Source organism: Streptomyces olivochromogenes, assembly GCF_021538895.1.
GTDB lineage: Bacteria > Actinomycetota > Actinomycetes > Streptomycetales > Streptomycetaceae > Streptomyces > Streptomyces olivochromogenes_A.
In genome coordinates, this window is record NZ_JADDRL010000001.1 from 1 (window position 1) to 25,382 (window position 25,382).

The window sequence follows — 25,382 nt, forward strand, 5'->3', positions numbered from 1 at the left end:
CACCGCTGCCGGCCTCGGACTGAGCGCGGCGCTCATCCCGACCGCATCCGCCGACACCCCCGAACGTCCCCACGCACCCAAGCCGACCGTGGTGCTGGTGCACGGCGCTTGGGCGGATGCCTCCGGCTGGAGCAGTGTGGTCAAGCGCTTGCAGAAGGACGGCTATCCGGTCGTGGCCCCGCCGAACCCGCTCCGCAGCCTGTCCACCGACTCCGCCTACCTCGCCGCCTATCTCAAGACGATCAGCGGCCCCATCGTGCTGGTCGGCCACTCCTATGGCGGCGCGGTCATCACCAACGCGGCCACGGACAACCCCAACGTCAAGGCGCTGGTCTACATAGCCGCGTTCGCGCCCGACCGTGACGAGACCGTCGCCGCGCTCAGCGCCAAGTTCCCGGGCAGCCACCTCACGGACGACCCGACGGCGCCGATCCCCACCGCCCTGAACGCCGTTCCCTTCCCCCAGGCCGACGGAACGTCGGGCGTCGACTTCTACCTCAAGCCGGACAAGTTCCGCGACGTTTTCCTCAGCGGCCGGGGCACGTCGGCCGACGCCGCCGTGCTCGCCGCCACGCAGCGACCGATCGCCGCCCAGGCCTTCGGCGAACCCACGGGCGCTCCGGCGTGGCGGACGATCCCGTCCTGGTATCTCGTCGCCAAGAACGACCACGCCATCGCACCCGCCGCCGAACGCTTCATGGCACACCGCGCGCACGCGCACACGGTCGAGACCGACGCACCCCACGACGCCCAGCTCACCGATCCCCGTGCCGTCAGCCACCTGATCGAGAGCGCCTCGCGAAGCACCGGCCGGTGACTCGGGAAGCACACGCAGCCCGTACGCATATTTGAGTATTCAATCCACAACGATTACGTTGGCGGCGTGGCCCGCAAACGAGAGTTCGACGTCGACCAGGCTGTCGACCGCGCGATGGACGTGTTCTGGCGGCGCGGCTACGCCGCGACCTCGCTGCAGGATCTGACCTCGGCGCTCGGCATCGGCAGCGGCAGCCTGTACGCCGCGTTCGGCTCCAAGGAGAAGCTGTACGGGCTCGCGCTGGCCCGGTACACATCGCGCAACGCCGCCCAGCTGGTGGCGGAGCTGGAGAGCGCCAAAGAGGTACGGCCCGCCCTGCGGGCCGTACTGATGGCCATGGCCGAGGCCGACCTGTGCGATCCGGACCGGGGCTGCATGACGGTCAACGCCGCCACCGAGCGCGCCGACGACCCGGACACGGCCGCACACGTCTCCGCCACCTTGAAACTGGTCGAGTCGACGATTGCCGGAGCGCTTGAACGGGCCCAGGTCCGCGGCGAACTCACGGCGGACAAGAACCCCGCCGAGTTGGCACGTCTGCTGACCACCTTCATCCAGGGGCTGCGCGTCATGGGCAAGGCCCGAGCCGGCCGAGAGTTCGTCGAGTCGGCCGTCGACGCCGCGATGCGCACCCTGGACTAGAGGTCACCGCCCCGGGCGGCACCGTGAACCACTGACCCGCGCCAAGCACGGATCCCCCTCGCCGGGCACCCATCCGCATACTTGATAGTTCAATCCAGAACTAGTACCGTCCTGGACGTGAAGGCGTCACCACCCGGTGCGCCTCAATACTGGATTGATCAATCCATAAATCTGAGAACGGAACCCCCATGGCTCACTTGCTGCACATCGACTCCAGTGCCCGAAGCACCGGCTCCGGCTCCGCCAGCCGCCGCCTCTCCGCCCAGTACGCCGAGGCGTGGCGGGCCCAGAACCCCGACGGCACCGTCACCTACCGTGATGTGACGGCGGACGTACCGAACCTGGTCAGCGAGCACTGGGTGCGCGGCGTCTTCGGCCCGGCCGAGATCCACGACGCCCGCTCCCACGCGGCGGTGAGCGCCGCCGGGGAGCTGATCGCCGAGGTCGAGGCGGCCGATGTGCTGGCCCTGGGCGTCCCGGTCTACAACTTCAGCGTGCCGGCGTCGTTCAAGGCATGGATCGACCAGATCTGCATGGCGGGCCGCACCTTCAGCTACACGGCACAGGGCCCGCGGGGGCTGCTGATCGGCAAGAAGGTGGTCGTCCTGCGCTCCTCCGGCAGCGACTTCAGCGACCCGCGCTTCGCGCCGCTGGACTTCCACGAGCCGTACATCCGCGGCGTTCTCGGCTTCCTCGGTATCACCGACGTCGAGTTCATCTCGGTCAACGGGATGTCCGAGGAGCAGCTCGCTCCCCACTTCGAGAAGGCCACCGCCTCCATCGCGAACGCCGTAGGCGCAGTCGCCTGAATCGTCTGCTTCCGCAGAAAGGACAAATCCATGGACATGCAGCTGCAGAACAAGGTCGCCGTGGTCACCGGAGCGAGTCGCGGCATCGGACTTGCCGCGGTCCGCGCCCGGGCCGAGGAAGGCGTCGAAGTGGTCGCCGGCTCACGCAAGGGCAGCGCCGGGCTGGACACACTGGCCGCGCAGTACGACGTGCTCGCGGTCACCGGCGACCTCTCCACAGCGCAGGGCGTGGAGGACCTGGTGGCCGCCGCGCACGAGCGCTTCGGCGGCGTCGACATCCTCGTCAACAACGTCGGCGTCCTCACTCCGCGGCTCGGCGGCGTCCTCTCGGTCACCGACGAGGACTGGACGGCGACACTCAACGCCAACCTCTTCAGTGCGATTCGCGCGGTACGCGCCGCACTGCCGTCGCTGATCGAGCGCAAGGGCGCGATCGTCACGGTCAGCTCGGTCAACGCGTTCCTGCCCGACCCGGGCATCATCGACTACACCGTCTCCAAGGCCGCACTCACCAACTTCTCCAAGGCCTTGTCCAAGGAGGTCGGCCCCCAGGGCGTCCGGGTCAACACCATCAGTCCCGGACCGGTCGAAACCGACATGTGGCTCGCCGAGGGCGGCATGGCCGCCACCGTGGGCGACGCGATGGGCGTCGACAAGGAGACGGCGCGCGAGCAGATCGTCGGCAGCCTCGGCGGCTTCGCCACGGGCCGCTTCACCCGCCCCGACGAGGTCGCCGACCTCATCGTGATGCTGGCCGGCGGGCGCACCTCCAACATCACCGGTGCCGACTTCGTCATCGACGGCGGCCTCATCAAGACCTTGTGATGCCCACTTCCGCGCCGCCGGTTCGCGCCTGTTCTTGGAGCAGTCGAAAGCGGAACTGTTTGGGGTCCGCCGGCGTCGTCCCTTTTCCGGGCACGGTGGCTGTGCCATGGAGAGGGGAGACCGGGTGCATACGGACGGATTCGCCAAGTGGACAAGGCGGTTCGAGGAGGAGCGCGAGCGCAGACGCGTCCAGGGTGACCCCGACTGGAGGCAAGGTGCGACGCTGCATCCGGCGGTGTGGGCCGGCATTCAGCGCTTTCAGGTTGGCGAGGACGGTGACGGCGCCAACCTCGTCGGCAAGGCGGACGAGGCCGGCGACGGCGATTACGCGCAGGCGGTCCGGCTCTTCGTCGCCGAGGAACAGAACCACGCCCGTCTACTCGCTCGGCTGCTGGCCGCAGGTGGCATGCCGACGCTGACCGGCCACTGGAGCGACACCGTCTTCGTACGGCTGCGGCGTCTCATGGGCCTGCGCATGGAGCTGCTGGTGCTGATGATCGCGGAAGTGGTGGCACTGCGCTATTACCGGGCCCTGCGGGATGGCACCGACGACCCGCTCACTTCGGATGTGGCCGGGCGGATCCTGTCCGACGAGCAGCGCCACGTCCCGTTCCACTGCGAGCGACTGCACGCCTCCTTGGCGGAGTTGCCGCGCGCAACGCGCCGTCCGGTCATGGCCCTGTGGCGGCTCCTTCTGCTCGCGGTGTCCCTGGTCGTCGCCGTCGATCACGGATCGGCTCTGCGACAACTCTCCGTCGGACGCCTGCGCTTCGTGGCCGACGTCGTCGGCTCGTCCCGCGCGGTCGTCTCCGCGGTGCTGGTCCCCCGCCCGGACGCATGGACTAGCGCGGGCTGACAACAGACTCCCTGTCCAGGGGATCTTGTGGTCTCACGGCGTCGAACAGTGGCCAGCCGTCCACTTCCACCGAACCCGTCGCGGGAAACAGCTGACGGACCAGCGCCTCGTCGAGCAACGCCCTTACGCTGCCGGGTTCGTGGAGATTCAGATACTCCCGGTCCGGCAGACGCACCGCCGCGCCCTCGTCGAAGTAGCCGTCGGCGATGACGCGGTCGGATGCCGGCTTGAACACCAGACGCAGACGGGCCCGGCTTCCGGTACGCCACAGCGTCACCGTGCTGCTGCACCCGGGGTAGCCCCTTACTCGATCGTGCCGGTGCCCGAAACACCAGCCGTACACCGTGCCGCCCACGACCATACGACGGACCCTGCGCCTGCTCCCCATGACCGCACTCTAGAGCCATCGAGGCGAGGTCTGCCGCAGTCGCAGCGGCCGGCCATTGCCCTCGCCTCGATCACGATGGTGTTCAAATGCCTCTTCGGGGCGACGCCGAGAAGAGTCCCCTGGCATGCTGCACCCATGTCGACCTCGCCGATACGCCCGGGCGCCGCCACGGGGACGTCTCCCCCGTCGGTCGACGGCCTGCGTCTACAGGCACGCCGGATGAGTCGGGACGTTCGCGGGGCCGGTCGCGTGCTGAACGGCATTACGCTCGACATAGCTCCCGGGCAGCTCACCGTGATCGCCGGAAGCAGCGGCGCGGGGAAGACGGTGCTGTTGGAGATTCTGGCGGGGCTGAGCGCGCCGACCGAGGGCGAGGTACTGCACGACGGGGAGCAACCCGGGCCGCTGGGCTGGGAGTTCGGGTTCGTTCCGCAGGAGGACATCATCCACCGCGAACTGACCCTGCACCGGACGCTGGTGTACGCGGCGGGCCTGCGCATGCCTCCGGGGACGCGGCCCCAGACCGTCAGCGCGACGGTTGACCGGGTCCTGGACACCCTCGGCCTCTCCGAGCGCGCGGGAACGCCCGTGCGCGCACTGAGCGGAGGGGAACGCAAACGGGCCGGCATCGCGGTCGAGTTGCTGACCCGGCCGAGGGTGCTCTTCCTCGACGAGCCGACATCCGGGCTCGATCCGGTCACGGGGGCGGAGCTGCTGCGGACCCTGCGCGCGCTGGCCGAAGACGGCACCACCGTCGTGCTGACCACCCACGTCCTCGCCGATCTGCTCGGCTGCGACCAGGTCGTGTTCCTCACGCCCGGCGGCGAGGTCGCGTACGCGGGTGAACCGGCCGCTCTGTGCGGGGCCTTCGGGGTGGGCACCGTCGAAGAGGTGTATCAGGAGGTTGCCACGGGCAGGCGCGTCGAGCGTGCCACGCCCGCCGACGACATCCATCAGCCCGGCGAGCCACGGTCCCGGAAAGTCGAGCGCGTCGGCGCCCTGCGCCAGTGGGCGCTCCTGACGCGTCGCGGCACGGCCCTGCTGCTGCACAGCCGGCTGTCGGTCGCCGTCCTGGCCGGGTCGCCGGTGATGATCGTGGCGATGTTCGCCCTGCTGTTCCGCGCGGGCGCGTTCGATCCTGAGACACCGGATCCGGGGTCAACGGCGATGATCATGTTCTGGATCGCGTTCGGCGCGTTCTTCTTCGGTCTGACGTACGGGCTGCTGCAAATCTGCACCGAGTTGCCCGTCCTGCGTCGAGAATGGCTCGCAGGCCTGCGGATCGGCCCGTACGTCCTCTCGAAGCTCACGACGATGTTGCCCGTGCTCGCGACCGCCGACGCGCTGTTGTTGGCAGTCCTGCGCGCCTGGGACCGACTGCCCGCCGCGGGCTGGGGCACCTACGGGTCGCTGTTCGCGTCGTGTGTGCTGGCCTCGGCAGCCGCTCTCGCGCTGGGGCTTCTCGCGTCGGCGGCGGTGTCGGAGCCGGGGCAGGCGACGCTCATGCTTCCGCTGCTCTGCTTTCCCCAGGTGCTGTTCTCGGGGGCATTCGTGCCGGTGCCCCGGATGACGGGCGGCGGGCGGGCGATCAGCTGGGCGATGACCAATCGCTGGGCGTTCGAGGCACTGGGCAGCGGGGTGGGCCTGGAGTCGCTGTGGCGTGCGGGCGGCTCGCCGCTGGGTCCGCCGCTGTTGGATTCGTACGGTGACTCGTTCGGTCATCCAGCGAGCCGAGGGTGGTTGATCCTGGCGGCCTTCGCGCTGGCGTTCTTGGCCTGGACATGGGTGATTCTCGTACGAAAGTGTCGGCACGGGGCGACGAGGAGCCGGGCCGGGCGATGAACCCGGGCCCACGGGCCACTCGTTGAGCATCGGTCGGCTCAACAACCTTCCCGCGGGGTCAGCCCTGCCACCCCCGGCACCTGGTCCCGGTAGGTCTGCGTCACGAACGACAAGAACGTCTTGATGTCCTTGGGCAGGGACGACACTCCGAAGGAGATGCGGACGGCCCCCGCCGAAGGCAGTCGGAGCAGCTCCAAGTAGTCCTCCAGCGAGGTCAATTGCGTGCGGGCCGCCGAGCGGAGCCGGGTCAGCGGCAGGGCGAAGGCCGCTTCGCCGGCGCCCGGATTGCAGAAGCATCCCGTACGCAGGGATATGCCGCGCGCGGCACTGTCGCGCGTGACGACGCGTTCGTCGACTATCCGGCCGTCCGCCCCGAGCAGGTTCAGCGCGACCGTGCCGCCGCGGGCCGCGTCGGCGCGGTCGGGACCGTACACCCGGACCATCGGAGCGCCGTCGCTGTGCCGCAACGTCCGCAACCCCGTGAGGAGTTGGTCGGTCAGCGCGCTGATGTGGGCGTGCACGCGGTCCATGCCGATGTGCTCGATCCAGGCCAGTCCGGCGGTGACGTCCGGTATGGACAGGAAGTTGACCGTACCGTCCTCGAAGGCGGCCTCGTCCTCGGCGAGGACGTGCCACTGAGCCTGGGCACTCACCGCGTAGATCGTGCCGCCCGAGAACCAGGGGCGGCGCAGCCTGGCGAGGGCCGACCGGCGAGCGATCAGGCTGCCGATGCCGGTCGGATGTCCGAAGACCTTGTACCAGCTGACCACGGTGAAGTCCGGGTGGTACCGGCTCAGGTCCAGGGTATTGGTCGGTACGAAGGCTGCCGCGTCGAGCAACACGTCGTAACCCTGCTCCTGAGCGGCCGCGATCCAGTCGAGCGAGTGCTGGACGCCGGTGAAGTTGCTCTGGGCCGGATAGGCCAGCAGTCCGCGCGTGCGGCCGGCGTCGCGCCTTCGCACGCGATCGATTCCCCGACTCCGTGGGGACAGCGCGGCCAGCAGTCGCGTCTCATCCATCTGCAGGCCGGACGCGCTCACCGGTACATAGACGGTTGCTGCTCCCCGTGTCCGCGCGTATTCCCTCAGCCCGTTGACCGAGTTGTGGTTGTCGAGCGACATGACGAGCCGGTCGCCTCGTGCGAAGGGATATGCCTCGCCGACCAGTCGCAGTGCGCCCGTTGCGTTCGGGGTGAAAATCACGGCGTACTCGGCGGGGTCGGCGTTGAAATACCGCAGGACCGCCTCGCGCGCTTCGGCGAGCAGATATCCGGAGGCGCGCGAGGCCGGGCTCTCCGAATGCGGGTTGCCGAACAGCCCGCCGGTGATGCGCTCCGCGCTCCCCGCGACGAGGGACCGCGGGGGAAGTCCGGCGCCCGTGTGGTCGAGGTAGGTGTGTCCGGCCTCGTCGAGGAAGCCGAATTCGCGCGCCCGCAGCTCTGTGAAACCTTCGCGACCGCCCCGTTCCCCGCCGCATATGCTTCCGGTGGTGTCTGCCGTTTCCATGAGAGCCCCCTCGCATAGAACTTTGACAACGGTATCCGCGTACGGCGGAATGACCGCGACGGCACGACGGCGAACCGCGCTCGCATCGGTTCGGCACACCTCAACTCGTGCACGGGGAGAGCCTTTCCGACCGTGACTCGGCGCACTTGACGCCTCCACGCCTCGCAGGTCGTGATCAGCCCTGTGATTGACTATCGCCGTGTTGCCCGAAATTGTCTTCACTACCCAGGACCTGCCGGCGAGCGACCGTTTCGAGGCTTGGACGGAGCAACTGGGGCGTACCCACGCGCCGATGCAGCTGAGCAGCGAGCGCACCGCGGACTACCGGGGTCATCAGCGCCTGATCGGGCTCGGCGACGTCACGGTGTGGCCCGCGACCTTCGACCACCTGGTCTTCCGCCGGACGCCCAGGCTCGTGCGCCAGTCCGACCCGGAGGTGTTCCACCTGTCCCTGCTGCGGCACGGCGACGGCGCGGCGAGCTGGGGCAGGGAGCAAGTGGCGTACCGGATCGACGACTTCCACGTGAATTGCTCGTCCCGGGCCTACGAGATATCCACCGGGCCCGACCCGGTCACCATCGTCGGGGTGGAGATCCCTCGGGCCGCCCTGGATCTCCCGGCCGACCGGGCGAGCCGGGTCGTCGGCAGCCGGATATCGGGCCGGGAGGGCATGGGCGCGCTGCTCGCGGGGCTGCTCGTGCAGCTGACCTCGGACACCTCCGCCTACCGTGCGGCCGACGCGGAGCGGCTGGGCACGGTCGTCACCGATCTCGTCAGCGCCGTCTTCGCCCACGCCCTCGACGCCGAGTCGGGATTGCCGCCCGAGACGCACGCCCGCACCATGACCCTGCGCATCAAGTCCTTCGTCCGGCGGCATCTGGGCGACCCGGAGCTGACCCCGGCGAAGATCGCCGAGGCCCACCACATCTCGCGCAGCTACCTCTACCGCCTGTTCCAGGACGAGGGCCTGACGGTGGCCTCGTACATCCGCGACCAGCGGCTGGCCCACGCGCGACGGGACCTCACCGACCCCGGCCTGCGGGCGCTCCCCATTCACGCGGTGGCCGCCCGCTGGGGCTACTCCCGCCCCGGCGACTTCACCCGGGCCTTCCGCACCGCGCACGGTATGGCGCCCAGTGAACTGCGGGACCAGGCGCTGCGCCGAACGGCCGTGGACGGTGCGCACATGGACGTGGACGCTGTGCGAACGACAGCCCTCGACGCCTCGCGCAACATTGATCCGGGTCGCTCACCAGGCCCGAGTGCCCGACAGCGGGTCAGGATCACGGGGGTGTCCTGACACGCCCAGTGCACGACGGCGCCCCGCTCCGGCGGCGTCGGTCCACCCCCGGACCGACGCCGCCGACTGCCGTACCACCGACCCGCGCGCCGAGACCGTCGATGCGACTGAGCGTCCGGGTTGGCACCGCTCCCCGACTCGGCTGCTTCGTGTGCCGTGCCCTTGGGCCGATCGACTCAGGCACGGCGCGCCTCGGTCGCGCGGGCGGCCGCCGATGGAGGATCGATGGGGCGGCGGCCTCGGAACGGTCCGCCAGGCACCGTCCCAGCGCGTGAAGAGGTCCGGCCATGAACCTGTTCGACGAGATTTCCGGCGTCACACCGGCGGCGACGTGACCGCGGCTCCGCGCGGGGACGCGTCGGGCGAAGGCCGCTACGGCGAGGCCGTCTTCCGTCCCGAACAGGCGGGCGAGGGCGAGCGCATCGACTTCGGCGCCCTCGCCTACGACGACATCACCATGGCGCGGCTGCGGGCACTCGGCGTCGGCCCGGGGTGGCGCTGCCTCGACGTGGGTGCCGGCACGGGCACGGTCTCCCACCGGTTGTTGGACGAAGCCAGGGTGACGAGCGTGCTCGCCGTGGACCGCGACGTACGTTTCCTCACCGAGCGGCCCGCGCCCGGGCTCGACGTGCTGGAGGCGGACATCACTGCCCCGGACTTCGTGCACGGCCGGTTCCGGCTCGTCCACGCGCGCTTCGTGCTGATGCACCTGCCCGAGCACGACCGCCTGATCACCGCGTTGGCCGAACTCGTCGAGCCGGGCGGTGTGCTGATGCTCAGCGACGCGATCGACCTGACGAGCGACCGGACGCCCAGCACGCCGTACACCACGGTGATGCGGGCGATGTGGCAGGGGCTGCGGGCCACCATCGGCACCGATGTCTCCTGGGTGCCGTCGTACCCGCAGCTGCTGCGCAGGGCGGGTCTCTCGCGCGTCGCCGCCGAGATCCATGTGCCGCCCCTGCTGCCGCGCAGTCCCATCAGCCGCTTCTGGGCGGACACCTGGGAGCGGAGCCGAGCGGCGATGCTCGCCACCGGCCAGGTCGACGACGCGGACGTCGACGGGGCGGTCCGGTACCTGGGCTCCGACGAATGCGCCGCGCTGTCGGCGGGCATGCTCACCGCCTGGGGATGGAAACCCGAGCAGACCCCGCGTTGACCCGCGAGCCTGCTTCGAGGCATCCAGCAGCCGGCCGACTGTGTCGCGGCCGCCGTCCCGGGGCTCGGGGCCGCTCGGCCGACGTCACCGAAACGCTTCCGCCGCCCACCGAGAAATTGGGGGTGTTCGGCCGCTCAACGGCTGGTCAGGGCCTTGATCGCCCTAGGCTCAAGCCGTACCCCTTCAGAAAGGACCGTCATGGCCACCACCCGTCGCGCCCACACCGTGTGGGACGGCAACCTGCTCCAGGGATCCGGCCAGGTCGCGTTGGACTCCTCCGGTCTCGCAACCTTCGCCGTCTCCTGGCCCGCCAGGGCGGAGGAGCCTAACCGGACGACCAGCCCGGAGGAACTGATCGCCGCGGCCCACTCGAGCTGCTTCTGCATGGCCCTGTCCCACGGGCTCTCCGAGGCCGGCACGCCGCCGGTCCGCCTGACCGCTCTGGCCGAGGTCACCTTCCAGCCCGGTGAGGGAATCACTGAAATCCACCTGGCCGTGCAGGGCGAGGTCCCCGGCCTGGACAGGGACGCGTTCGTCAAGGCGGCCGAGCACGCCAAGACGAACTGCCCCGTCAGCAGCGCCCTCGCGGGCACGGTGATCACCTTGAACGCATCGCTCGCCTGACCACACGTCAGTCCGACCAACGAGTGGGCCCAGCACGCCGGTCGAGGCCGGCACCGTCAGGTGCCGTCCGTCCCGAGCCTGTCACCGATCAGCGCTGCGCGCCTCGTTCCTGGTTCGCGCTTCCCCACCGACCCTCCTCCCGGTGGGGAAGCGCATCCCGCGTCACCGGCTGTTTCGTCCCCCTCCTCGTGACCTCGGGTGCGACAGTCACTCGTGTCACCACGATCGCGGCTCCTCACCATGGCGCCGCACCATGACCCGGCTCGGCTTACGGACCACTCCCCCGGACGCTGGATCAGCGTCGTCGCCCGTAAGCCGAGCCGACCCATCTACGGAGACCCATGCTCAACCTCGCCGTCCTGCTGGAGAACAGCGCCCGTGCCGTCCCCGACCGTGTAGCGGTGATCCTGGGCGATCAGCAGCTGACCTACGCGGAGTTGGACGCCGCCGCGTGCCGCGTGGCCGACCTGATCCGCTCGCGCGGCATCGAACCCGGCGACAAGGTCGCGCTCTCCTGCCCGAACCTGCCCTACTTCCCGATCGTCTACTACGGCATCCTCAAGGCGGGAGCGGTCGCCGTCCCGCTCAACGTGCTGCTCAAGAGCCGGGAAATCGCCTACCACTTGGCCGACTCCGAGGCCATGGCCTACTTCTGTTTCGAGGGCAGCGAGGAACTGCCGCTCGGGCACGAGGGCTGGGCGGCCTTCGAAGAGACCCCGGGCTGCGAGCACTTCTTCCTGATGACCGCCGCGCCGACCGAGAACTCGCCGATCGCCGGGGCCGAGACCCTGACGGCGGCGCTGGACGGCCACAGCGAGCGATTCGACACCGTGGCCACCGAGCCCGGCGACACGGCCGTCATCCTGTACACCTCGGGCACCACCGGTCAGGCCAAAGGCGCCGAGCTGACTCACTCCAACCTGATGCTCAACGTGCTGACCTGCCACAAGATCGCCGGCGAGGTTGAGCACGACGTGCATCTGATCGCCCTTCCGCTGTTCCACTCCTTCGGCCAGGTGGTGCAGATGAACTCCGGCATCGCCTCGCGCGCGACGCTGGTGCTGCAGCCCCGCTTCGACGCCCACAGCGCCCTCGCGCTGATGCAACGTCATGCCGTCACCTTCTTCGGGGGCGTCCCCACCATGTACTGGGCCCTGTTGGAGGAAGCGGCCTCCGACACGTGCCTGCCGGAGATCGCCGGGAACCTGCGTGTGGCCGGCTCCGGGGGTTCGGCGCTCCCGGTCGAGATCCACCGCCGGTTCGCCGAATGCTTCGGCGTCACGATCCTGGAGGGGTACGGCCTGTCGGAGACCAGCCCGGTGGCCACCTTCCAAGTACGTGGCCAGGAGGTGCGCCCCGGCTCCATCGGGCGTCCGGTCTGGGGCGTCGACGTGGAACTCGTCGCCGAGGACTGGACGCCGGTCCGGGGCGCCGACGCGATCGGCGAGATCGCCATCCGCGGCCACAACGTGATGAGGGGCTACTACAACCGGCCCCAGGAGACCGCCGAGGTGATGCGCAACGGCTGGTTCCGCACCGGCGACCTGGCCCGGCGGGACGCCGACGGCTGGCTCTACATCGTCGACCGGGCCAAGGACATGATCATTCGCGGTGGCTTCAACGTGTACCCGCGGGAGATCGAGGAGCTCCTGCACACCCACCCCGCCGTGGGCACGGCCGCCGTCATCGGTGTGCCGCACGAGAGCCACGGCGAGGAGGTCAAGGCCTGCGTGACCCTCGCCCCAGGAGCAGCGCTCACGCCCGGGGAGCTCGTCGACTGGTGCAAGGAGCGGCTGGGGGGCCACAAGTACCCCCGTCTGGTCGAGTTCTTCGACGTACTGCCCATGAATGCCACCGGCAAGATCCTCAAGCGGGAACTCCGCGACGCGCACGAGGCCGACCGGTCGTAACGGTCCGGTCGGTCGTGGCGGGTGATGAGCGAGGGCGGTTCGGAATTGCCGTCGCTCATCACCGCAGCACGATCGGCCGGGATTCACTGATCGGCGCGCTCAGGGTGTCCGTACTCAGTCGGTGCAGGTGGTGCCGTGGGCGGGCAGTGTGCGCGTGGTCAGGTAGCGGTTGGTGGCCTCTCGGACGCACTTGGAGATGAGGAACATGCTGTAGTCGTCGCCTTCACGGGCGAGGACGACGCTGCCGGGCAGCTGGGCCGCCATGGCCGAGCCCGCGCGGTACGGGGCGAGGGCCTGGTGGGTGGACTGCAGGATCAGTGCGGGCGGCGCGCCGTGTACCGGGGCACCCGCCTTGACGGGCTTGGCCGGGACGGGCCAGCCGAGGCAGCCGGCGATGGCCTTGTAGGAGCGCACGGCGCCGCCCAGGTGCGGGGACACACGCGCGAGTTCCCCCTGCAGCCGGGTGAACTGGGCCAGGGAGTGCACCGGGCGTGCGTTGTCGAGGCAGGCGGGCACCTGTACCTGGACGGGGTCGAGGGTGTCGTCGGGGTCGCGGGTGAAGTCCGTGGCGTCGCCTTCCCGGCCCTTGACGATGGCTTTCGCCAGGTCCGCCCAGTTGTAACCGGACAGGGTCAGGTAGTCCTGGGTGGCTCCGCGGATGTCCTCGCCGGTCAGCGGCCGGTGGGCCGCGCCCGCGACCGGTACGGGCGTGCGGTCGGCCTGGGCGACGAGGGCGTCGTACTCGGCCGCGGCGTCCTTGCCGTGCAGGGCGCAGTCGGTCGACGTGGCGCACCAGGCGGTGAAGCGGTTGAACGCCGTCTCGGCGGTGGCGGCTTCCTGGAGGACCCGCGAGCGGGCCGAGCCGGTGTCGTCCAGCGCGGTGTCGAGGACCATCGTGCGCAGCCTGCCGGGGTAGAGCTTGGCGTAGGTACGCCCGACGAGGGTGCTGTAGTGGATGCCGTACCAGTTCAGCTGCCGCTCCCCCAGCCCGATCCGGACCGCCTCGAAGTCCCGCGCGGTGCTGGTCAGGTCGACGTGGGCGACGAGCGGGCCGTTGCGGCGCAGGCAGTCCTTTGCGAAGGCCCGGTTGTGGGCCACGAGCCTGTCGAGGGCGGCCTTGTTCCGAGGGAAGTGGCTGACGCCGGCGGGCTTGAGCGGCTTCTCGCAGCGGATCGGCGTGCTGTGGCCGACGCCGCGCGGGTCGACCGCGACGAGGTCGAAATTGTGGGTCATCGCGCCGGCGTAGGCGGGCAGGTGGACCTTCGTGATGGCCAGTCGCAGCTGTTCGATCGAGGATCCGCCCGCTCCGTCGTTGAGGAGCAGCGTGCCTTGACGGTGGGCCGGGTCGTCCGCGGGCCGGCGGACCAGGGCGAGGCTGAGGCTGCCGGCGCGCGGGCGGGACCAGTTCACCGGCACCCGGATCGATCCGCACTGCATGTCCTTGAAGTCGGGGTCGGCGCAGGCGTGCCAGTCGATGCCGCCGGCGGGGGTTCGGTGGTTCCCCTCCGCCGACTCCGCGAGTGCGGGTACGGCCACGGTGGTCGCCACCGCGGAAAGGGCGGCGGCGATCCCGGCTGCGTACTTCCGGTTCAGGCTTCTTCTCATGTCGTTCTTCCTTGGTTCTCACGTGCTCCGGCCTCAGGGGATCCGAGGCCCTGTTCTAGGTGTGCTGCGCGCGTGGGGGGCCGGGGGGACGGCGGTGCTTGCGGAGCGGTGGCGGGGCCGGCCCGCGAGCGTCTCGCGGGCCGACGGCCGACTTGTGGTGCGGCTGTTCTGGCGGGGGTCAGGCCTGGGCGTCGTCCAGGTCGGAGTCCGGGACCCAGGAACCGTGGATTCCGGCGGTCACCCGTCGGGGCAGGTGGACGGTGGCGACCCGGTCGAGGCCGGAGGCGTCGAGAACCAGCAACTGCGAGGCGTCCTGCTTGAGGTCGGAGACGACGGTGAGCAGGTAGCCGTCGTCCTCGCCGGTGGCACCGGCGGCGGGGACGAACACGGCCTCGCTGGGCAGCCGCGCGTCGCCCACCTGGTGAATGCGGCGGGCTCCGGTCGTGCGGTCGTACTTGACGATGCCGTAGCTGCCGAAACCCTTCGAGTCCGGGAAGGAGATGGCGTACTGGTAGCGGTTCTCGCGGCCCAGGTACTCCTCGTTGAGCGTCGGGAACTCCACCGCGAGGTCGTCGATGATCTGCTCGTCGACGCTGCCGGCGGCCAGGTCGATGACCCAACGGCGGGTGTAGGAGCGGGCGTTGGGCTCGGCGCCGCGGCCGGGGGCGCCGACCCACCAGTTCCAGGAGAGCCGGAAGCCCTCGCGGTCCACGGTGGGGCCTTCCAGGACGATGCGGCCCCGGCCGTCCTCGTAGGCGTTGGAGACGTGCAGCATGTTGCCCGGTTCGATGGAGAACCAGCGGATGTTCTGGGTGCCGTCCTTTCCACGGGGCATGACACCGATGCGGGCGGGCTGCTCGTCGCTCCAGCCGTAGGGGATGCCGGAGTGCTCGGTGGGGTCGAAGGTGACGTTGCCCTCGATGAAGACCACGTGGTGGCGAGTGATGGCGAAGTCGTGCTTGAGGGAGGCGCTCGCGCCCGGGATCTCGGCGCTGTGGACGATGTCGCCCTTGGCGTCGGCGACGTAGTACATCAGGTACGGCGGGAAGGGCGAGGACCCGAAGAGGTGGAGCTCGCCCGTGACCGGGTCCTCCTTGGGGTGCGCGGTCATCGCGCTGCGCAGCTTGCCGTCGAAGTCGTACGCGCCGACCGTCTCCAGCTCACGGGTGAGCTCGAAGGGGAAGTTCGCCTCGCACAGCGCGAGCAACCGTCCGCCGTGCTCGATGATGTGGGTGCCGGCGACGCTCGCCGCCAGGTCCGGGCCCTTCTCGGTCATGTACGGCGCGCCGTCCAGGGCGGGACTCTTCACCCAGCGGTTGCGGTACCACTCCGCGCGCCCCTCACGAAGCCGGATGCCGTGGACCATGCCGCTGCCCTTGAACCAGTGGGTCGGGGTCACGCCGGGCTTGGGGTTGTGTCCGTTGCGCAGCAGACGGCCGGTCAGCTCGGACGGCAGGTGGCCCTCGACGGTGAGTTCGGTAGCGGTGATCTCGTCCGCGACCGGGGCGTAGTGGCCGATCAGGTAGGGCTTCTCAGCGGTCATTTCGGGAACCTCTTCTCAATGGATGTGACGGGTGTGCTGGGTGTGCTGGCTGGGATGCGCGCGGTCAGACGGACTGCTCGGCGCGGGACTTGACGTGGTGGAGCCAGCTGTCCAGGGAGGCGTGGAGGGCCTTGGCGAGGTGGTCGGCCGCGGCGTCGACCGGAGCGCCGCTCCAGGACTCCTCGGTGCGGACGACGGCGTCGTCGCCAGGGGTCTCAGGAGATGCCGGCGGTTCGCGGCTCGGAGGCCGGGCCGGTGGGGCCGGTGGCGAGGGCGGTCGCGGTCCGCGGCCGGCCGGCACGACGGGTGAGGAGCAACGCGAGGAGTGCGGCGGCGGCCAGGATGGCGGCCGAGACCATGAAGGCGGCTCGATAGCCGGCGGTGAGGGCTTCCAGGTGAGGCTGGTGGGGAGACGCGTGGGTGGTGACGGAGCCGGCCAGGGTGGCCAGGGCGGCGAGGCCGATCGCACCGCCGACCTGGCGGGTGGTGTTCACCAGACCGCCGGCCAGGCCCGCGTCCTGTCCCGGGACTCCGTCCACGGACAGTGCGGTGAGTTGGACGAAGGCGACGCTCAGGCCGAGGCCGATCAGGATGCTCGGGCCGAGGACGTGGCCGAGGTAGCTTCCGTCGGCGCTGATCCGGGACAGCCACAACAGGCCGAGGGCCGTGGTGAACAGAGCCGAGGTCACGGCGGCGCCGGCACCGATGCGCCGGGAGATGCGGGGTGCCGCGGCGGCGCCGAGCATATTGGCCGCGGCCAGCGGGAGTTGCCCCGCTCCGGTGGCCAAGGGGGACATCTTGAGGACTTGTTGCTGGTAGAGGGGCAAGAAGAAGAACAGGGCGATCCAGACGGATCCCAGCAGCGCCATCAACAGGTTGCCTGCCGCGACCTGGCCGGTGATGAACAGTCTCGGTGGGATGAGCGCGTTCGGTCGGCGGCGCTCGATCACGACGAAGGCCGCGAGCAGCGCGGCGGCGCCGAGGAAGGCGCCCAGCACCCGGGTGTCCGTCCAGCCGGTGCCACGTGCGGTGGTCAGGCCCCAGACCAGGCAGGTCAGGGAAAGGGTGACGGAGACGGTGCCCAGCAGGTCGAACTCCCCGGCCTCGCGGCGGGTCGCCCGTGGCACGAAGGCCGCCACGGCGACGAGGACCAGCACCGTCCCGAACGCGACGGCGTAGAAGATCCAGGGCCATCCCCATGCCTGGGTGAGCAGACCGCCCAGCAGGACGCCGCCCGCTCCTCCCGCACCGGAGACCGCTCCCCACACCCCCAGTGCTTTGCCGCGCCCCGGACCGGAGGGGAACAGGCCCATCGTCACGGCGAGCGCGGCCGGGGCGATGGCGGCGGCACCGAGGCCCTGAGCGGCCCGGGCGGCGATGAGTACGGTCGAGGAGCCGGCCAGCCCCGCTGCCAGCGAGGCCGCCGCGAAGAGCGTGAGGCCGGCCATCAGCACCCGGCGGCGGCCGAGCAGGTCGGCCGCCCGCCCGCCGGCCAACAGCAGTGCCCCGAACGTCAGTCCGTAGGCGTTGACCACCCAGGTGGTTCCGCCGTCGGACAGGCCCACCCCGACACGGATCTGCGGAAGCGCCACGTTCACGATCGAGGTGGCCAGCATGACCGTGAACTGGGCCGCGGCGAGCGCCGCGAGCGCGCCCGGGTGCCGAGGGGCGGGCGGCGCCAGATCCAGCTGTGTGCGTTGGAGGTTCATGGCACACAGCTTCGTGCGGGGCTCTGTCCACTATCCAGGCTCATCCGGCGCGGACACTGTCCAGTCCTGTCCGCGCCTGTCCACCTCTCCTGGCGAGTGGTGCGTCCGCTACGGCTGTTGAGGGCCGTGCAGCTCCTGCTGCCACAGGCCCTCGCAGAGCAGGTCCAGTCCCTGACGCAGGTGGCGGCGGTAGGTGCCGTACGGCAGGCCGAGGCGCCGGGCGGCGGCCTCCTGGGTGGGCGCGCCGGAGAAGTAGCCCGCCGTCAGGGCCTCGCGGGCCCGGGCTCCGCGCGGGTCGTGGGCGAGGTCGTCGACGGCCTGGCGCAGCAGGGTGCGCAACTCCTCGGCAGGGTCACGGAGGTCGGCCGCGAGCCGGACGCGCATCAGGGCGCAGGCGGCGAAGGTGCCCGCGTCGCGCCAGTGCGTCAGCGCTTCCCGCACGGCCTGGTCGAACGCGGTACGCGAAACGGGTGCTGGTCCGGACTGGACCGGCGCCGCGGTGGCCGATATGAAGCGGTGAAGCCAGGTCTCCACGGGTTCCTGGCGCCAGTCGACGCCGAACACCCCGTAGGTGCACTCACCGACTCGCGGCCGCGCCCCGGTGTCGCTGAGGGTGCCCTTGACGCGCTCGGCCCATGTCTCGGCGTCCTGGAAGACGGCGAAACCGTAGGCGCGGCCGCGGGCACGGGCCGACTCCGCCTGGGCGCGGGAACTGCTCAGATCGATGACGCGGGACGGGACCTGGTAACGCTCCGGGTAGACGGTGAAGCGGCTGATGCCGATGTGTTCGCCGGGGCGTACCGGCTCGGCGGCGTTGGTGTACTCCCAGGCCGCGGCGACGACGGGATCCGTGGCCAGGTCCTGGGGGTCGGGAGGGGCCGGCAGGGCCAGTCGGGCCGTGAACGCGACGGTCCGGCCCGTGCTCACGAGACGGTAGACGCTGAAGGCCTGCGGCTGTCGGTGCGCCCAGTAGCGGACCAGTTCCGCGGAGGCGGGTCCCTCGGTCTCCTCTGCCATGCGCAGGATGACGTCGAGGTCTTCCGGGTGCAGCGGTCGGTCGTGTACCTCGTCCTCGCGGGACCAGGTGCGGAGCCGGGCCAGGGTCTCGCCCTCCCGGAAGAGGTAGAAGAGCTCGTCGGTGACGGTCCAGACCCGCTCCTCAGGTGCCTCGCGCAGGAGGTGGAGGTACTCGTCCGCCAGGCGCTCGCGCATCGCCACGAAGGCGTTGGGTGCTCGCCAGCGCAGGTCGGCGGCCAGGGTCTCGCGTGCGGCGTCGTGCGGGTGGAGCCCCCGATGCGTGGACTCCATGAAGGGCAGGTCACGCAGCCAGGAGAAGAGCACATGAGCGTCGTGCTCGGGCAGTACGGCGGTGAGCAGTTCCTCGGAGGTCGAGAGGGCCTGTGCCGCCACCTCCAGGGCGCGCCGGTGGGCCGCCGTGGGCACCTCACCGATCAGTCCCGCCAACAAGGTGCGCAGGACGTCCGCCGAGGGGGCCCAGATCTCCTCCCTGCCGCAGCCCGTCGATCCCGCGGCCGCCGCGAGGGACAGCGCCAGCGGGTTGCCGGCGGCGAAGCGGAGCACACGGTCGCGCAGTTCGGGCCGGATCTGCGCCGCGGCCAGCAGGCTTCGGGCCTGGTCCTCGGAGAACGGCTGCAGTTCGGTGACGTGCAGGAGCCCTGTCCAGGCGGGGTCGGCGGTCCACTGCGGCTGCGGCGCGAGCCGTCCGGCCAGAACGACCAGGGTGTCGTCGGCGGCGCGAGGCAGGAAGTGCTGCCACAGCCAGTTCTCCAGCCACTGGCAGTGCTCGAAGGAGTCGACGACCAGCACCGTGCCGGCAACGTCCAGGAAGGGGCCGGCCGCCCGCTCGAAATCGGCCGGGTCCCGGCTGACGAAACGGCCGTCGAGTTCGATGAGCAGTCGGCCCGCCGCACGAGCGTCGTCGGCCAGGCGCCGCAGCAGCGTCGACTTGCCGATGCCACCCGGCCCGAACAGGTAGAACGCGAACGGCGCCTGTGGATCGTCGGCCAACGCCTTGCCGAAGTGGCCGAGTTCCTCGTCCCGGCCGATGAAGGCCCGTTCGCGCGCGCTGCTCAGTCTCGCTCCCACGGACGCCATGGCGGCTCCCCTCTCCTCGTCCCAGCACCGGGCGACCATGCTCGGAGACACCCGCCGGGCCTCGCGGAGTCAGGCACCATTACGACGCGCGTGGGGCGATGGTCCAGCCCCTTTCACGCCACGCTACTGGGTTAGAGATCGTGACGCGGGTGTCGGTTGCCTCAGTGGGTGGATCGGCCGCGCGAAGCTCCGGAGTGCAGGGGCATGTCATGGACAGGCGTGAAGTCCAGCGACAGCGCGACCGGACCGCGGGTGTACAGGCCGGTCTCCCGGTAGTGGAAGCCGGGGCTGTAGCGGGCCTGTTCCAGCAGGGGCAGGAGCAGCGCGGCGACGGTCTCGATCTCGGCGCGCGCGAAGGCCGTACCGACGCACTGGTGAAGTCCCGTACCGAAGGCCAGGTGTTGGGCGGCGGCGGTGAAGGAGCGGGCGGTACCCAGGTCCGGCCGGTGGATGTCGAAGGTGTCCGGGGCGGTGAAGGCGTCGGGGTCGCGGTTGGCCGCGCCGATCATGCAGAAGACGGTGGCACCCGCCGGGACGGTGATGCCGGCGAACACGGCCTCTTGATCCGCCTGGCGGGGAATGAGCTGGACCGGCGGGGTGTAGCGCAGCGTCTCGGCGATCGCGGCGGGCAGCAGGGTCGGGTCCTGACAGACCCGGGCGAGCTGCTCGGGGTGGTCGATCAAGTGCTTGAAGAGCAGGGCGAGGGTCTTGTCGGCGGGCTCGGTCGCGGCGGCCAGGACATTGATGATCAGCGCGGTGACGTCGCGGTTGCTCATGGCGATGCCGTCGAACTCGGCGCTGCACAGCATCGATATGAGGTCCTCGCCGGGGTGGCGGCGGCGCTCTTCGATGACGGGGACGAGGTACGCCTCCAGTTGCTCGGCGCATTCCAGGCAGTGCCGACGGCGTTCGGGGGTGAGGCTCAGGCTCGTGATGAACTCGGCGACCCCGCTGTGCCAGGCGGCGACCTGCTGCCAGTCCTTCTTGTCCAGGCCGAGGACGTCGAGCGTCACATAGACGGCGAGAGGTCTGCCGAACTCGTTGACGAGGTCCACCTTGCCCCGGGGGAGGAAGGGTGCGATGAGCTCGGCGGCGTTGGTGTGGACGGCGCGTATCTGATCTTGCAGGGCCTGCCCGGTGAAGCCACGGACGACGATCTTTCGCTTGGCGGTGTGTTCGGCCCCCGTCATCTGGGCGAGGACCGGCCCGCGCATCACCGGCTCGGCGCGCACCTGCAACGTCTCGGTGGTGAACGCGGCGTGGTCGGTCAGTACCCGCTTCACGTCCTGGTAGCGGGAGAGGAAGTAGCTGTCGATCGCGGGCTCGTAGTGCACCGGCGACTGCTCCCTCAGGGAGGCGAAGTAGCGGTATGGGTCGGCCGCGAAGTCGTCGGAGAGGACGCTGAAGTCGGGGTTGATCATCTGCATGGCGCAGAACCCTCTCAAAATCTACGGAAAGAGCAAGAGCGGGAGGTCCGGAGGGGACGTCCAGCGGGCTCGGCAAGCATGGAGTGCACGCCGAGCCCGGCATGGCTTGCGGAGCTACTTCGCGACGAATGCCTTGAGTTCGCACTTGTCGAGCCATTGGCTCTGCGGATAGGGCGGAAGGTTGTTGGGCAGATTGATGGTGCCGTCGTCCAGGGCGATCGCCTTGATGCCGTGGTCGTGCAGGCAGCTCACCCAGCGGTCCATCTTCTCGTGGAATTCCGGGTCCTCCCTGGCCGCCCGCTCCGTGAGGTATTCGGGTTCCTTCTGCCAGCACTTCTTCCGCGCCTCTTCGGTCTTCTTGGGCTGGTCGATGGGCTTCAACACATCGCCCTGCCTGATCACCTTGACGCCGTTTCGCTGCAGGCACTCGTAGTACACGTTGAACACCCTGTTGCTCTCCTCGTCGGAGGTGTCCGGCCTGATGAGAGGCCGTACGTCCTGCGACTGCTGCGGTTGCGTCGCCTTCGCGTCCTTGTCGCCGTCCGTCACGCTCGCGACTCCGTCGTCGCCCTGGTCCTTGGCCGATTCCGGGTCGGAGGACCCGCCGCAGGCCGCGAGGAAGAAGATCGCGACGAGCGCGGCGCACGCCGCACGCCAATGTCGGGTGTTCGGTGGACGGAGGGTGTCGGTCTTCGGCATGGGTGAGCCTTTCTCAGTGGTGCAAAGACGGGTTGGGGTGAGGTCGGGGGTCAGGTGACGGTGGGGCGGCCGCCGGAGTCGGCTGTCCGCAACGGCTGCGTCAGGCCGAGGCCAGGGCGGCGGTCGGGGAAAGCCGGGAGGCGCGGACGGCCGGGTAGACGCCGGCCGCGATGCCGACGACAACCGCGCCGACGAGTCCGCTGGTCACCGCGGGGAGGGGGATGACGGGCGGCCAGTCCTTGTAGGCCGCGTAGCCGACGGTGCCGAGAACGCCGAGGATGGTTCCGGCCAGACCGCCGAGGCCGGACAGCGCGATCGATTCGGTGAGGAACTGGCCCCGGATCTGGCCGCGGTTGGCACCCAGTGCGCGGCGCAGTCCGATCTCGCGGCGGCGTTCCAGGACCGAGATCACCATGGTGTTGGCGACACCGATGCCGCCGACCAGGAGTGCGACACCGGCGAGCCCGATGAACAGTGACGAGAAGGTGGCCTCGGTGGAGCGCTTCGCGGCCAGGGCGTCCGAGGGCCGGCTGACCATCACCTGACTCGGGGACTGCGGGCTGATGGTGGCGGGCAGGACCGCGTGGACGTCCTCGATCGCCGGCTCGTCCGCGCGCAGGAACAGCTGGGTGGGGCGGAGGTCGAAGCCGAGTGTGCGGTGCGCAGCCTGCCAGCCGACCAGCACGGAGCGGTCGATGTCCGGGGCCAGCCGGACGGAGTGCAGGATGCCGATGACGCTGAACCACCGGTCGTTGATCAGTACGAGTGGCGCCGGATCGCCGGGGCGCGGATCGGGGAAGCCCAGACGGGCCGCCGCGACCGAGCCGAGCACGGCGGTGGGAAGCCGCTCGGTGGCCGTGGTGAGGTAACGGCCGGAACGTATGCGGGCGTTGACGATGCCGAGGAGGTTCGGCTGGGCTGCCAGCACCGTCAGCCCGGAGACGTCGTCGGGGCTCTGCCGGTCGGAGCGCCGTACCCGGGCATGGGTGTTGGCGACCGCGGTCACGGCCTTGACCGGGCCGATGTTCCTGACCATGGCGACCGATTCGGGCGGGAACGAGCCCGCGTTGCCCTCCTGGTCCTTGTCGGCGATCGCCTGCAGCCGGTCGGTGCCCAGCGCGGTGAGCTCCGCGTTCAGGGCCTTCTGGCTGGAAGCCGGGATCCCGGTGACCACGATCATGGTGGCGATACCGATGGAAATGCCGAGTGCGGACAGCGCCGCCCGCATCCGCCGGGTGCGGATGCCCATCAGTCCAAGGCGCAGGAGGTCGGCCGGGGAGAGCCGGACGGGCCGGTGCAGCGGGGTGGTGGTCGCGCACCGCCGCCGCGACCCGATCATCGCCTTCCGTGTGCCACGGAGCCGCGTTGTCCGCTTCACGGGGCGACCCCGGTTCCCGAGGCCGCGGCGGCGATGCCCTTGCCCGGCGGGGCGTCGGCGGCAGCGGTGATGGCGGTGTCCCTGACGATACGGCCGTCCTGGATCTCCACTCGCCGCGGCAGGTGCGCGGCGATGTCCCGGTCGTGGGTGATGAGCGCGATGGTGGTTCCCTCCGCGTTGAGTTGGGTGAGCAGCTCCAGTACGGCGCGTCCGTTCGCGGTGTCCAGCGCACCGGTCGGCTCGTCCGCGAGCACCAGCGTCGGTTCATGGACGAGAGCGCGCGCGATGGCGACTCGCTGCCGCTCGCCGCCGGAGAGCTGGTGCGGCAGGTGGCCGGCCCGGTGAGCCAGGCCGACCCGCTCCAGCGCGGCGAGCGCCAGCGGGCTGCGTTGCCTCCTGGGCACCCCGGCGTAGAGCAGGCCGGTGGTCACGTTCTCGGTCGCGGTCAGGCCCTCGGACAGGTGGAACTGCTGGAAGACGAAGCCGAGCCAGCGTCCTCGCAGCGCGGACAGTTGACGGTCCGGCAGAGTGGTGACGTCCTGGCCGCCGATCACCACGGTCCCGCTGGTCGGCCGGTCCAGGGTGCCCATGATGTTGAGCAGGGTGGACTTGCCCGAGCCGGACGGGCCGACGATGGCCAGGAGTTCGCCGCTGTGTATCTCCAGCGAGACCCCGGCCAGCGCGCTGACTCCGCCGGTGTAGCGGACCGCGGCGTTGCGCACCGACAGTACCGGGGTGGGTACGGCCGTCACGACGAGGTCACCACCCGGGTGCCCTCGGCGATCCCGGCGCCCGATACCTCGACCAATCCCTTGGCGATCAGGCCGGTCTTCACCGCGACGATCCGTCCCGCGGCGGTCCGAAGTCCGTAGCCGCCCTCGCGGAGTGCGAGGAGCGCGGTCACCGGGACCACGAGCACCCCACGCCGGGTCTCGGAGACGAACGCCACCTGGACCGGCGCCGAATCGAGCTTCTTCACCTTGTCCGGGTCGATGAAGGTGACCGTGACGGTCACCTTCGGCTGTCCGTTCCCGCCCTCCGACGCCTCCGCGTCGCTGCCGACGCCGGCCACTTTCGCGGCGACCGCGGTGCCGTTGGGCAGTTGGACGGTCACCGCGTCGCCGCGCCTGATGCTGCCTACGTCGGAGGCGTCCACCGACACGGTCACGGACTTGTCGGTCGACGTCACTTTCAGCAGCGGTGCCGCGACCGCGTCGCCCATCTGCGCGCCGGCGCTGTCCACCCGGACCGGGCCGCTGAGGACCACCACGTCACCGGGGCCGAGCACGCCGGTGGACGGCACCCCGTTGTGGGTCTGCCAGCGTTTGATCGCGTTCACCAGCGCGGGCGTGAGGACGCCGTCGCCGGACCCGACCGTCATCCGCGTGACCACGCGGCCGCTTGAGGCGGTCCCGCTACCGGCCGTACCGCTTCCGGCCGTCCCGCTTCCCGCCGACGAGGAAGCGTGGGGTGCCGGGCTTGCGCTCCCGGCCGCTCCCTTGCCGGTGCCGGCCGCGGGCGAGGGCTGGGCCGCGGAGGACCCGGTCGATGCCGCGCCCTTCTCCGCGCCGCCTGCCGATCCCGGGTCCTTCCCGTCACCCCCCGATGCCGTGTCGTCCGCCTCAGTGATCACGGTGACGACCTGTCCCGGTGAGGGCTGGACTCCGACGTCGTACCCCAGGGCCCGCAGGTTGTCGGCGATCACCCGCACGTCCCGCCCGACCAGGTTCTGGCCTTCCAGACGCCGGTAGAGCGGCACCGCGCCGTACAAGAGCGGCACCTTGCGGTCGTCGACGCGGTACAGCTCCTTGCCCCGGGTCACCGTGCTCCCGGTGGGAGCCAGCCAGGTCACGATGCCGTCCCCGTAGCCCTTGACGGTCTGCGGCCTGGCATAGCCGAGGGTGCCGTCCAGGGACCGGCTGTCGGACAGGTTCTTCCGCTCGACCTTGGCCGTGCCCGCTTCCGCCTCCGGCTCGGACGCCGCGTGAGTGCCGCCCTTCCCCCATGGCACCGTCACCGCGGCGCCGGCCCCGGCGAGCCCCACCGCCAGCACGGCGGCGACGATGCGGACATGACGCCTGCGGGGTGCGGTGACCGGCTTGAGGGTGACCGTGGGGTTGTCGTCCATGCCGGTGGCGGCATCGCCCTTCGGCCGGCGGGTCACCGCGCGAACCTCGTCGCGGACAGGCGGCGGACCACGGCCGGCGCGCCGCCGGAACGGCGGCCGGC

21 protein-coding genes are annotated in these 25,382 nt (G+C 70.4%); 10 read left to right on the plus strand and 11 right to left on the minus strand.

The genetic code is table 11. The features are described 5' to 3' along the window. From IPZ69_RS00005 to IPZ69_RS00025, 5 genes are all read left to right on the plus strand, one after another. Positions 1–817: alpha/beta fold hydrolase (locus IPZ69_RS00005; protein ID WP_308407403.1), on the plus strand; the 817-nt coding region annotated here is incomplete at its 5' end. Between the two features lie 66 nt (positions 818–883). After that, the gene (locus tag IPZ69_RS00010) at positions 884–1,459 is read left to right on the plus strand and encodes a TetR/AcrR family transcriptional regulator (protein WP_235451491.1); all 576 of its coding nucleotides are present in this window, start codon (positions 884–886) and stop codon (positions 1,457–1,459) included. A gap of 188 nt (positions 1,460–1,647) precedes the next feature. Continuing rightward, positions 1,648–2,268 (plus strand): FMN-dependent NADH-azoreductase, encoded by a 621-nt coding sequence (locus tag IPZ69_RS00015; RefSeq protein WP_235451492.1) that lies wholly within the window; start codon positions 1,648–1,650, stop codon positions 2,266–2,268. 30 nt (positions 2,269–2,298) lie between these two features. Next, entirely contained in the window at positions 2,299–3,093 is a 795-nt protein-coding gene (locus tag IPZ69_RS00020; protein ID WP_235451493.1) for an oxidoreductase, read from the plus strand. Positions 3,094–3,217: 124 nt separating this feature from the next. Next, complete coding sequence (locus tag IPZ69_RS00025) at positions 3,218–3,949, plus strand: ferritin-like domain-containing protein (protein WP_235451494.1); 732 nt, start codon at positions 3,218–3,220, stop codon at positions 3,947–3,949. Here the strand turns inward: IPZ69_RS00025 and IPZ69_RS00030 are convergent. Next, positions 3,936–4,310, minus strand: a complete 375-nt coding sequence (locus IPZ69_RS00030) for a hypothetical protein (protein ID WP_235451495.1) — start codon at positions 4,308–4,310, stop codon at positions 3,936–3,938. The two genes, IPZ69_RS00025 and IPZ69_RS00030, sit on opposite strands and share 14 nt — an antisense overlap. A 246-nt stretch (positions 4,311–4,556) precedes the next feature. On the opposite strand from IPZ69_RS00030, the gene IPZ69_RS00035 reads away from it, so the two are divergent. Continuing rightward, positions 4,557–6,179, plus strand: a complete 1,623-nt coding sequence (locus IPZ69_RS00035; RefSeq protein WP_235451496.1) for an ATP-binding cassette domain-containing protein — start codon at positions 4,557–4,559, stop codon at positions 6,177–6,179. A 38-nt stretch (positions 6,180–6,217) separates the two neighbouring features. Here the strand turns inward: IPZ69_RS00035 and IPZ69_RS00040 are convergent, their stop codons facing one another. Next, complete coding sequence (locus tag IPZ69_RS00040; protein WP_235451497.1) at positions 6,218–7,684, minus strand: aminotransferase class V-fold PLP-dependent enzyme; 1,467 nt, start codon at positions 7,682–7,684, stop codon at positions 6,218–6,220. A gap of 199 nt (positions 7,685–7,883) precedes the next feature. Here IPZ69_RS00040 and IPZ69_RS00045 point away from each other — a divergent pair, with 199 nt between their 5' ends. From IPZ69_RS00045 to IPZ69_RS00060, 4 genes are all read left to right on the plus strand, one after another. Next, complete coding sequence (locus IPZ69_RS00045; protein WP_235451498.1) at positions 7,884–8,984, plus strand: AraC family transcriptional regulator; 1,101 nt, start codon at positions 7,884–7,886, stop codon at positions 8,982–8,984. Between the two features lie 331 nt (positions 8,985–9,315). Continuing rightward, entirely contained in the window at positions 9,316–10,143 is an 828-nt protein-coding gene (locus IPZ69_RS00050; RefSeq protein WP_235451499.1) for a class I SAM-dependent methyltransferase, read from the plus strand. Between the two features lie 198 nt (positions 10,144–10,341). Beyond that, entirely contained in the window at positions 10,342–10,767 is a 426-nt protein-coding gene (locus IPZ69_RS00055) for an OsmC family peroxiredoxin (protein WP_235451500.1), read from the plus strand. Between the two features lie 341 nt (positions 10,768–11,108). Beyond that, positions 11,109–12,677 carry a long-chain-fatty-acid--CoA ligase gene (locus IPZ69_RS00060; protein WP_235451501.1) on the plus strand — a complete coding sequence of 523 codons (1,569 nt, stop codon included), beginning with the start codon at positions 11,109–11,111 and terminating at the stop codon, positions 12,675–12,677. Positions 12,678–12,791: 114 nt separating this feature from the next. On the opposite strand, the gene IPZ69_RS00065 is transcribed toward IPZ69_RS00060, so the two are convergent. From IPZ69_RS00065 to IPZ69_RS00105, 9 genes are all read right to left on the minus strand, one after another. Further along, a complete protein-coding gene (locus tag IPZ69_RS00065) occupies positions 12,792–14,282 on the minus strand; it encodes an alpha/beta fold hydrolase (protein ID WP_235451502.1) in 1,491 nt (496 codons plus the stop codon). A 178-nt stretch (positions 14,283–14,460) separates the two neighbouring features. After that, positions 14,461–15,825, minus strand: coding sequence for a carotenoid oxygenase family protein (locus IPZ69_RS00070; protein ID WP_235451503.1), 1,365 nt, complete (start codon positions 15,823–15,825; stop codon positions 14,461–14,463). A gap of 215 nt (positions 15,826–16,040) precedes the next feature. Then, positions 16,041–17,534, minus strand: a complete 1,494-nt coding sequence (locus tag IPZ69_RS00075; RefSeq protein WP_235451504.1) for an MFS transporter — start codon at positions 17,532–17,534, stop codon at positions 16,041–16,043. Between the two features lie 108 nt (positions 17,535–17,642). Beyond that, positions 17,643–19,649, minus strand: a complete 2,007-nt coding sequence (locus IPZ69_RS00080) for an ATP-binding protein (RefSeq protein WP_235451505.1) — start codon at positions 19,647–19,649, stop codon at positions 17,643–17,645. Positions 19,650–19,810: 161 nt separating this feature from the next. After that, positions 19,811–21,076: a cytochrome P450, cyclodipeptide synthase-associated gene (locus IPZ69_RS00085; RefSeq protein WP_235451506.1), complete on the minus strand. Its 1,266-nt coding sequence runs from the start codon at positions 21,074–21,076 to the stop codon at positions 19,811–19,813. Positions 21,077–21,190: 114 nt separating this feature from the next. After that, entirely contained in the window at positions 21,191–21,775 is a 585-nt protein-coding gene (locus IPZ69_RS00090) for a hypothetical protein (protein WP_235451507.1), read from the minus strand. A gap of 100 nt (positions 21,776–21,875) precedes the next feature. After that, positions 21,876–23,114 (minus strand): ABC transporter permease, encoded by a 1,239-nt coding sequence (locus tag IPZ69_RS00095; RefSeq protein ID WP_235451508.1) that lies wholly within the window; start codon positions 23,112–23,114, stop codon positions 21,876–21,878. 35 nt (positions 23,115–23,149) lie between these two features. Beyond that, on the minus strand, positions 23,150–23,905 hold the full coding sequence (locus IPZ69_RS00100) for an ABC transporter ATP-binding protein (protein ID WP_235451509.1): 756 nt from the start codon (positions 23,903–23,905) through the stop codon (positions 23,150–23,152). Then, the gene (locus tag IPZ69_RS00105) at positions 23,902–25,317 is read right to left on the minus strand and encodes a peptidoglycan-binding protein (protein ID WP_235451510.1); all 1,416 of its coding nucleotides are present in this window, start codon (positions 25,315–25,317) and stop codon (positions 23,902–23,904) included. Before IPZ69_RS00105 ends, IPZ69_RS00100 begins: the two co-directional genes overlap by 4 nt. Positions 25,318–25,382: the final 65 nt, after the last annotated feature.

Excerpts from the sequence above, each read along its gene's own strand:
- IPZ69_RS00015 (WP_235451492.1), top strand. The coding sequence starts at position 1,648 with ATGGCTCACTTGCTGCACATCGACTCCAGTGCCCGAAGCACCGGCTCC.
- IPZ69_RS00020 (WP_235451493.1), top strand. The coding sequence starts at position 2,299 with ATGGACATGCAGCTGCAGAACAAGGTCGCCGTGGTCACCGGAGCGAGT.
- IPZ69_RS00030 (WP_235451495.1), bottom strand. The coding sequence starts at position 4,310 with ATGGTCGTGGGCGGCACGGTGTACGGCTGGTGTTTCGGGCACCGGCAC.
- IPZ69_RS00035 (WP_235451496.1), top strand. The coding sequence starts at position 4,557 with ATGAGTCGGGACGTTCGCGGGGCCGGTCGCGTGCTGAACGGCATTACG.
- IPZ69_RS00040 (WP_235451497.1), bottom strand. The coding sequence starts at position 7,684 with ATGGAAACGGCAGACACCACCGGAAGCATATGCGGCGGGGAACGGGGC.
- IPZ69_RS00055 (WP_235451500.1), top strand. The coding sequence starts at position 10,342 with ATGGCCACCACCCGTCGCGCCCACACCGTGTGGGACGGCAACCTGCTC.
- IPZ69_RS00060 (WP_235451501.1), top strand. The coding sequence starts at position 11,109 with ATGCTCAACCTCGCCGTCCTGCTGGAGAACAGCGCCCGTGCCGTCCCC.
- IPZ69_RS00065 (WP_235451502.1), bottom strand. The coding sequence starts at position 14,282 with ATGAGAAGAAGCCTGAACCGGAAGTACGCAGCCGGGATCGCCGCCGCC.
- IPZ69_RS00070 (WP_235451503.1), bottom strand. The coding sequence starts at position 15,825 with ATGACCGCTGAGAAGCCCTACCTGATCGGCCACTACGCCCCGGTCGCG.
- IPZ69_RS00075 (WP_235451504.1), bottom strand. The coding sequence starts at position 17,534 with ATGAACCTCCAACGCACACAGCTGGATCTGGCGCCGCCCGCCCCTCGG.
- IPZ69_RS00080 (WP_235451505.1), bottom strand. The coding sequence starts at position 19,649 with ATGGCGTCCGTGGGAGCGAGACTGAGCAGCGCGCGCGAACGGGCCTTC.
- IPZ69_RS00085 (WP_235451506.1), bottom strand. The coding sequence starts at position 21,076 with ATGCAGATGATCAACCCCGACTTCAGCGTCCTCTCCGACGACTTCGCG.
- IPZ69_RS00090 (WP_235451507.1), bottom strand. The coding sequence starts at position 21,775 with ATGCCGAAGACCGACACCCTCCGTCCACCGAACACCCGACATTGGCGT.
- IPZ69_RS00095 (WP_235451508.1), bottom strand. The coding sequence starts at position 23,114 with ATGATCGGGTCGCGGCGGCGGTGCGCGACCACCACCCCGCTGCACCGG.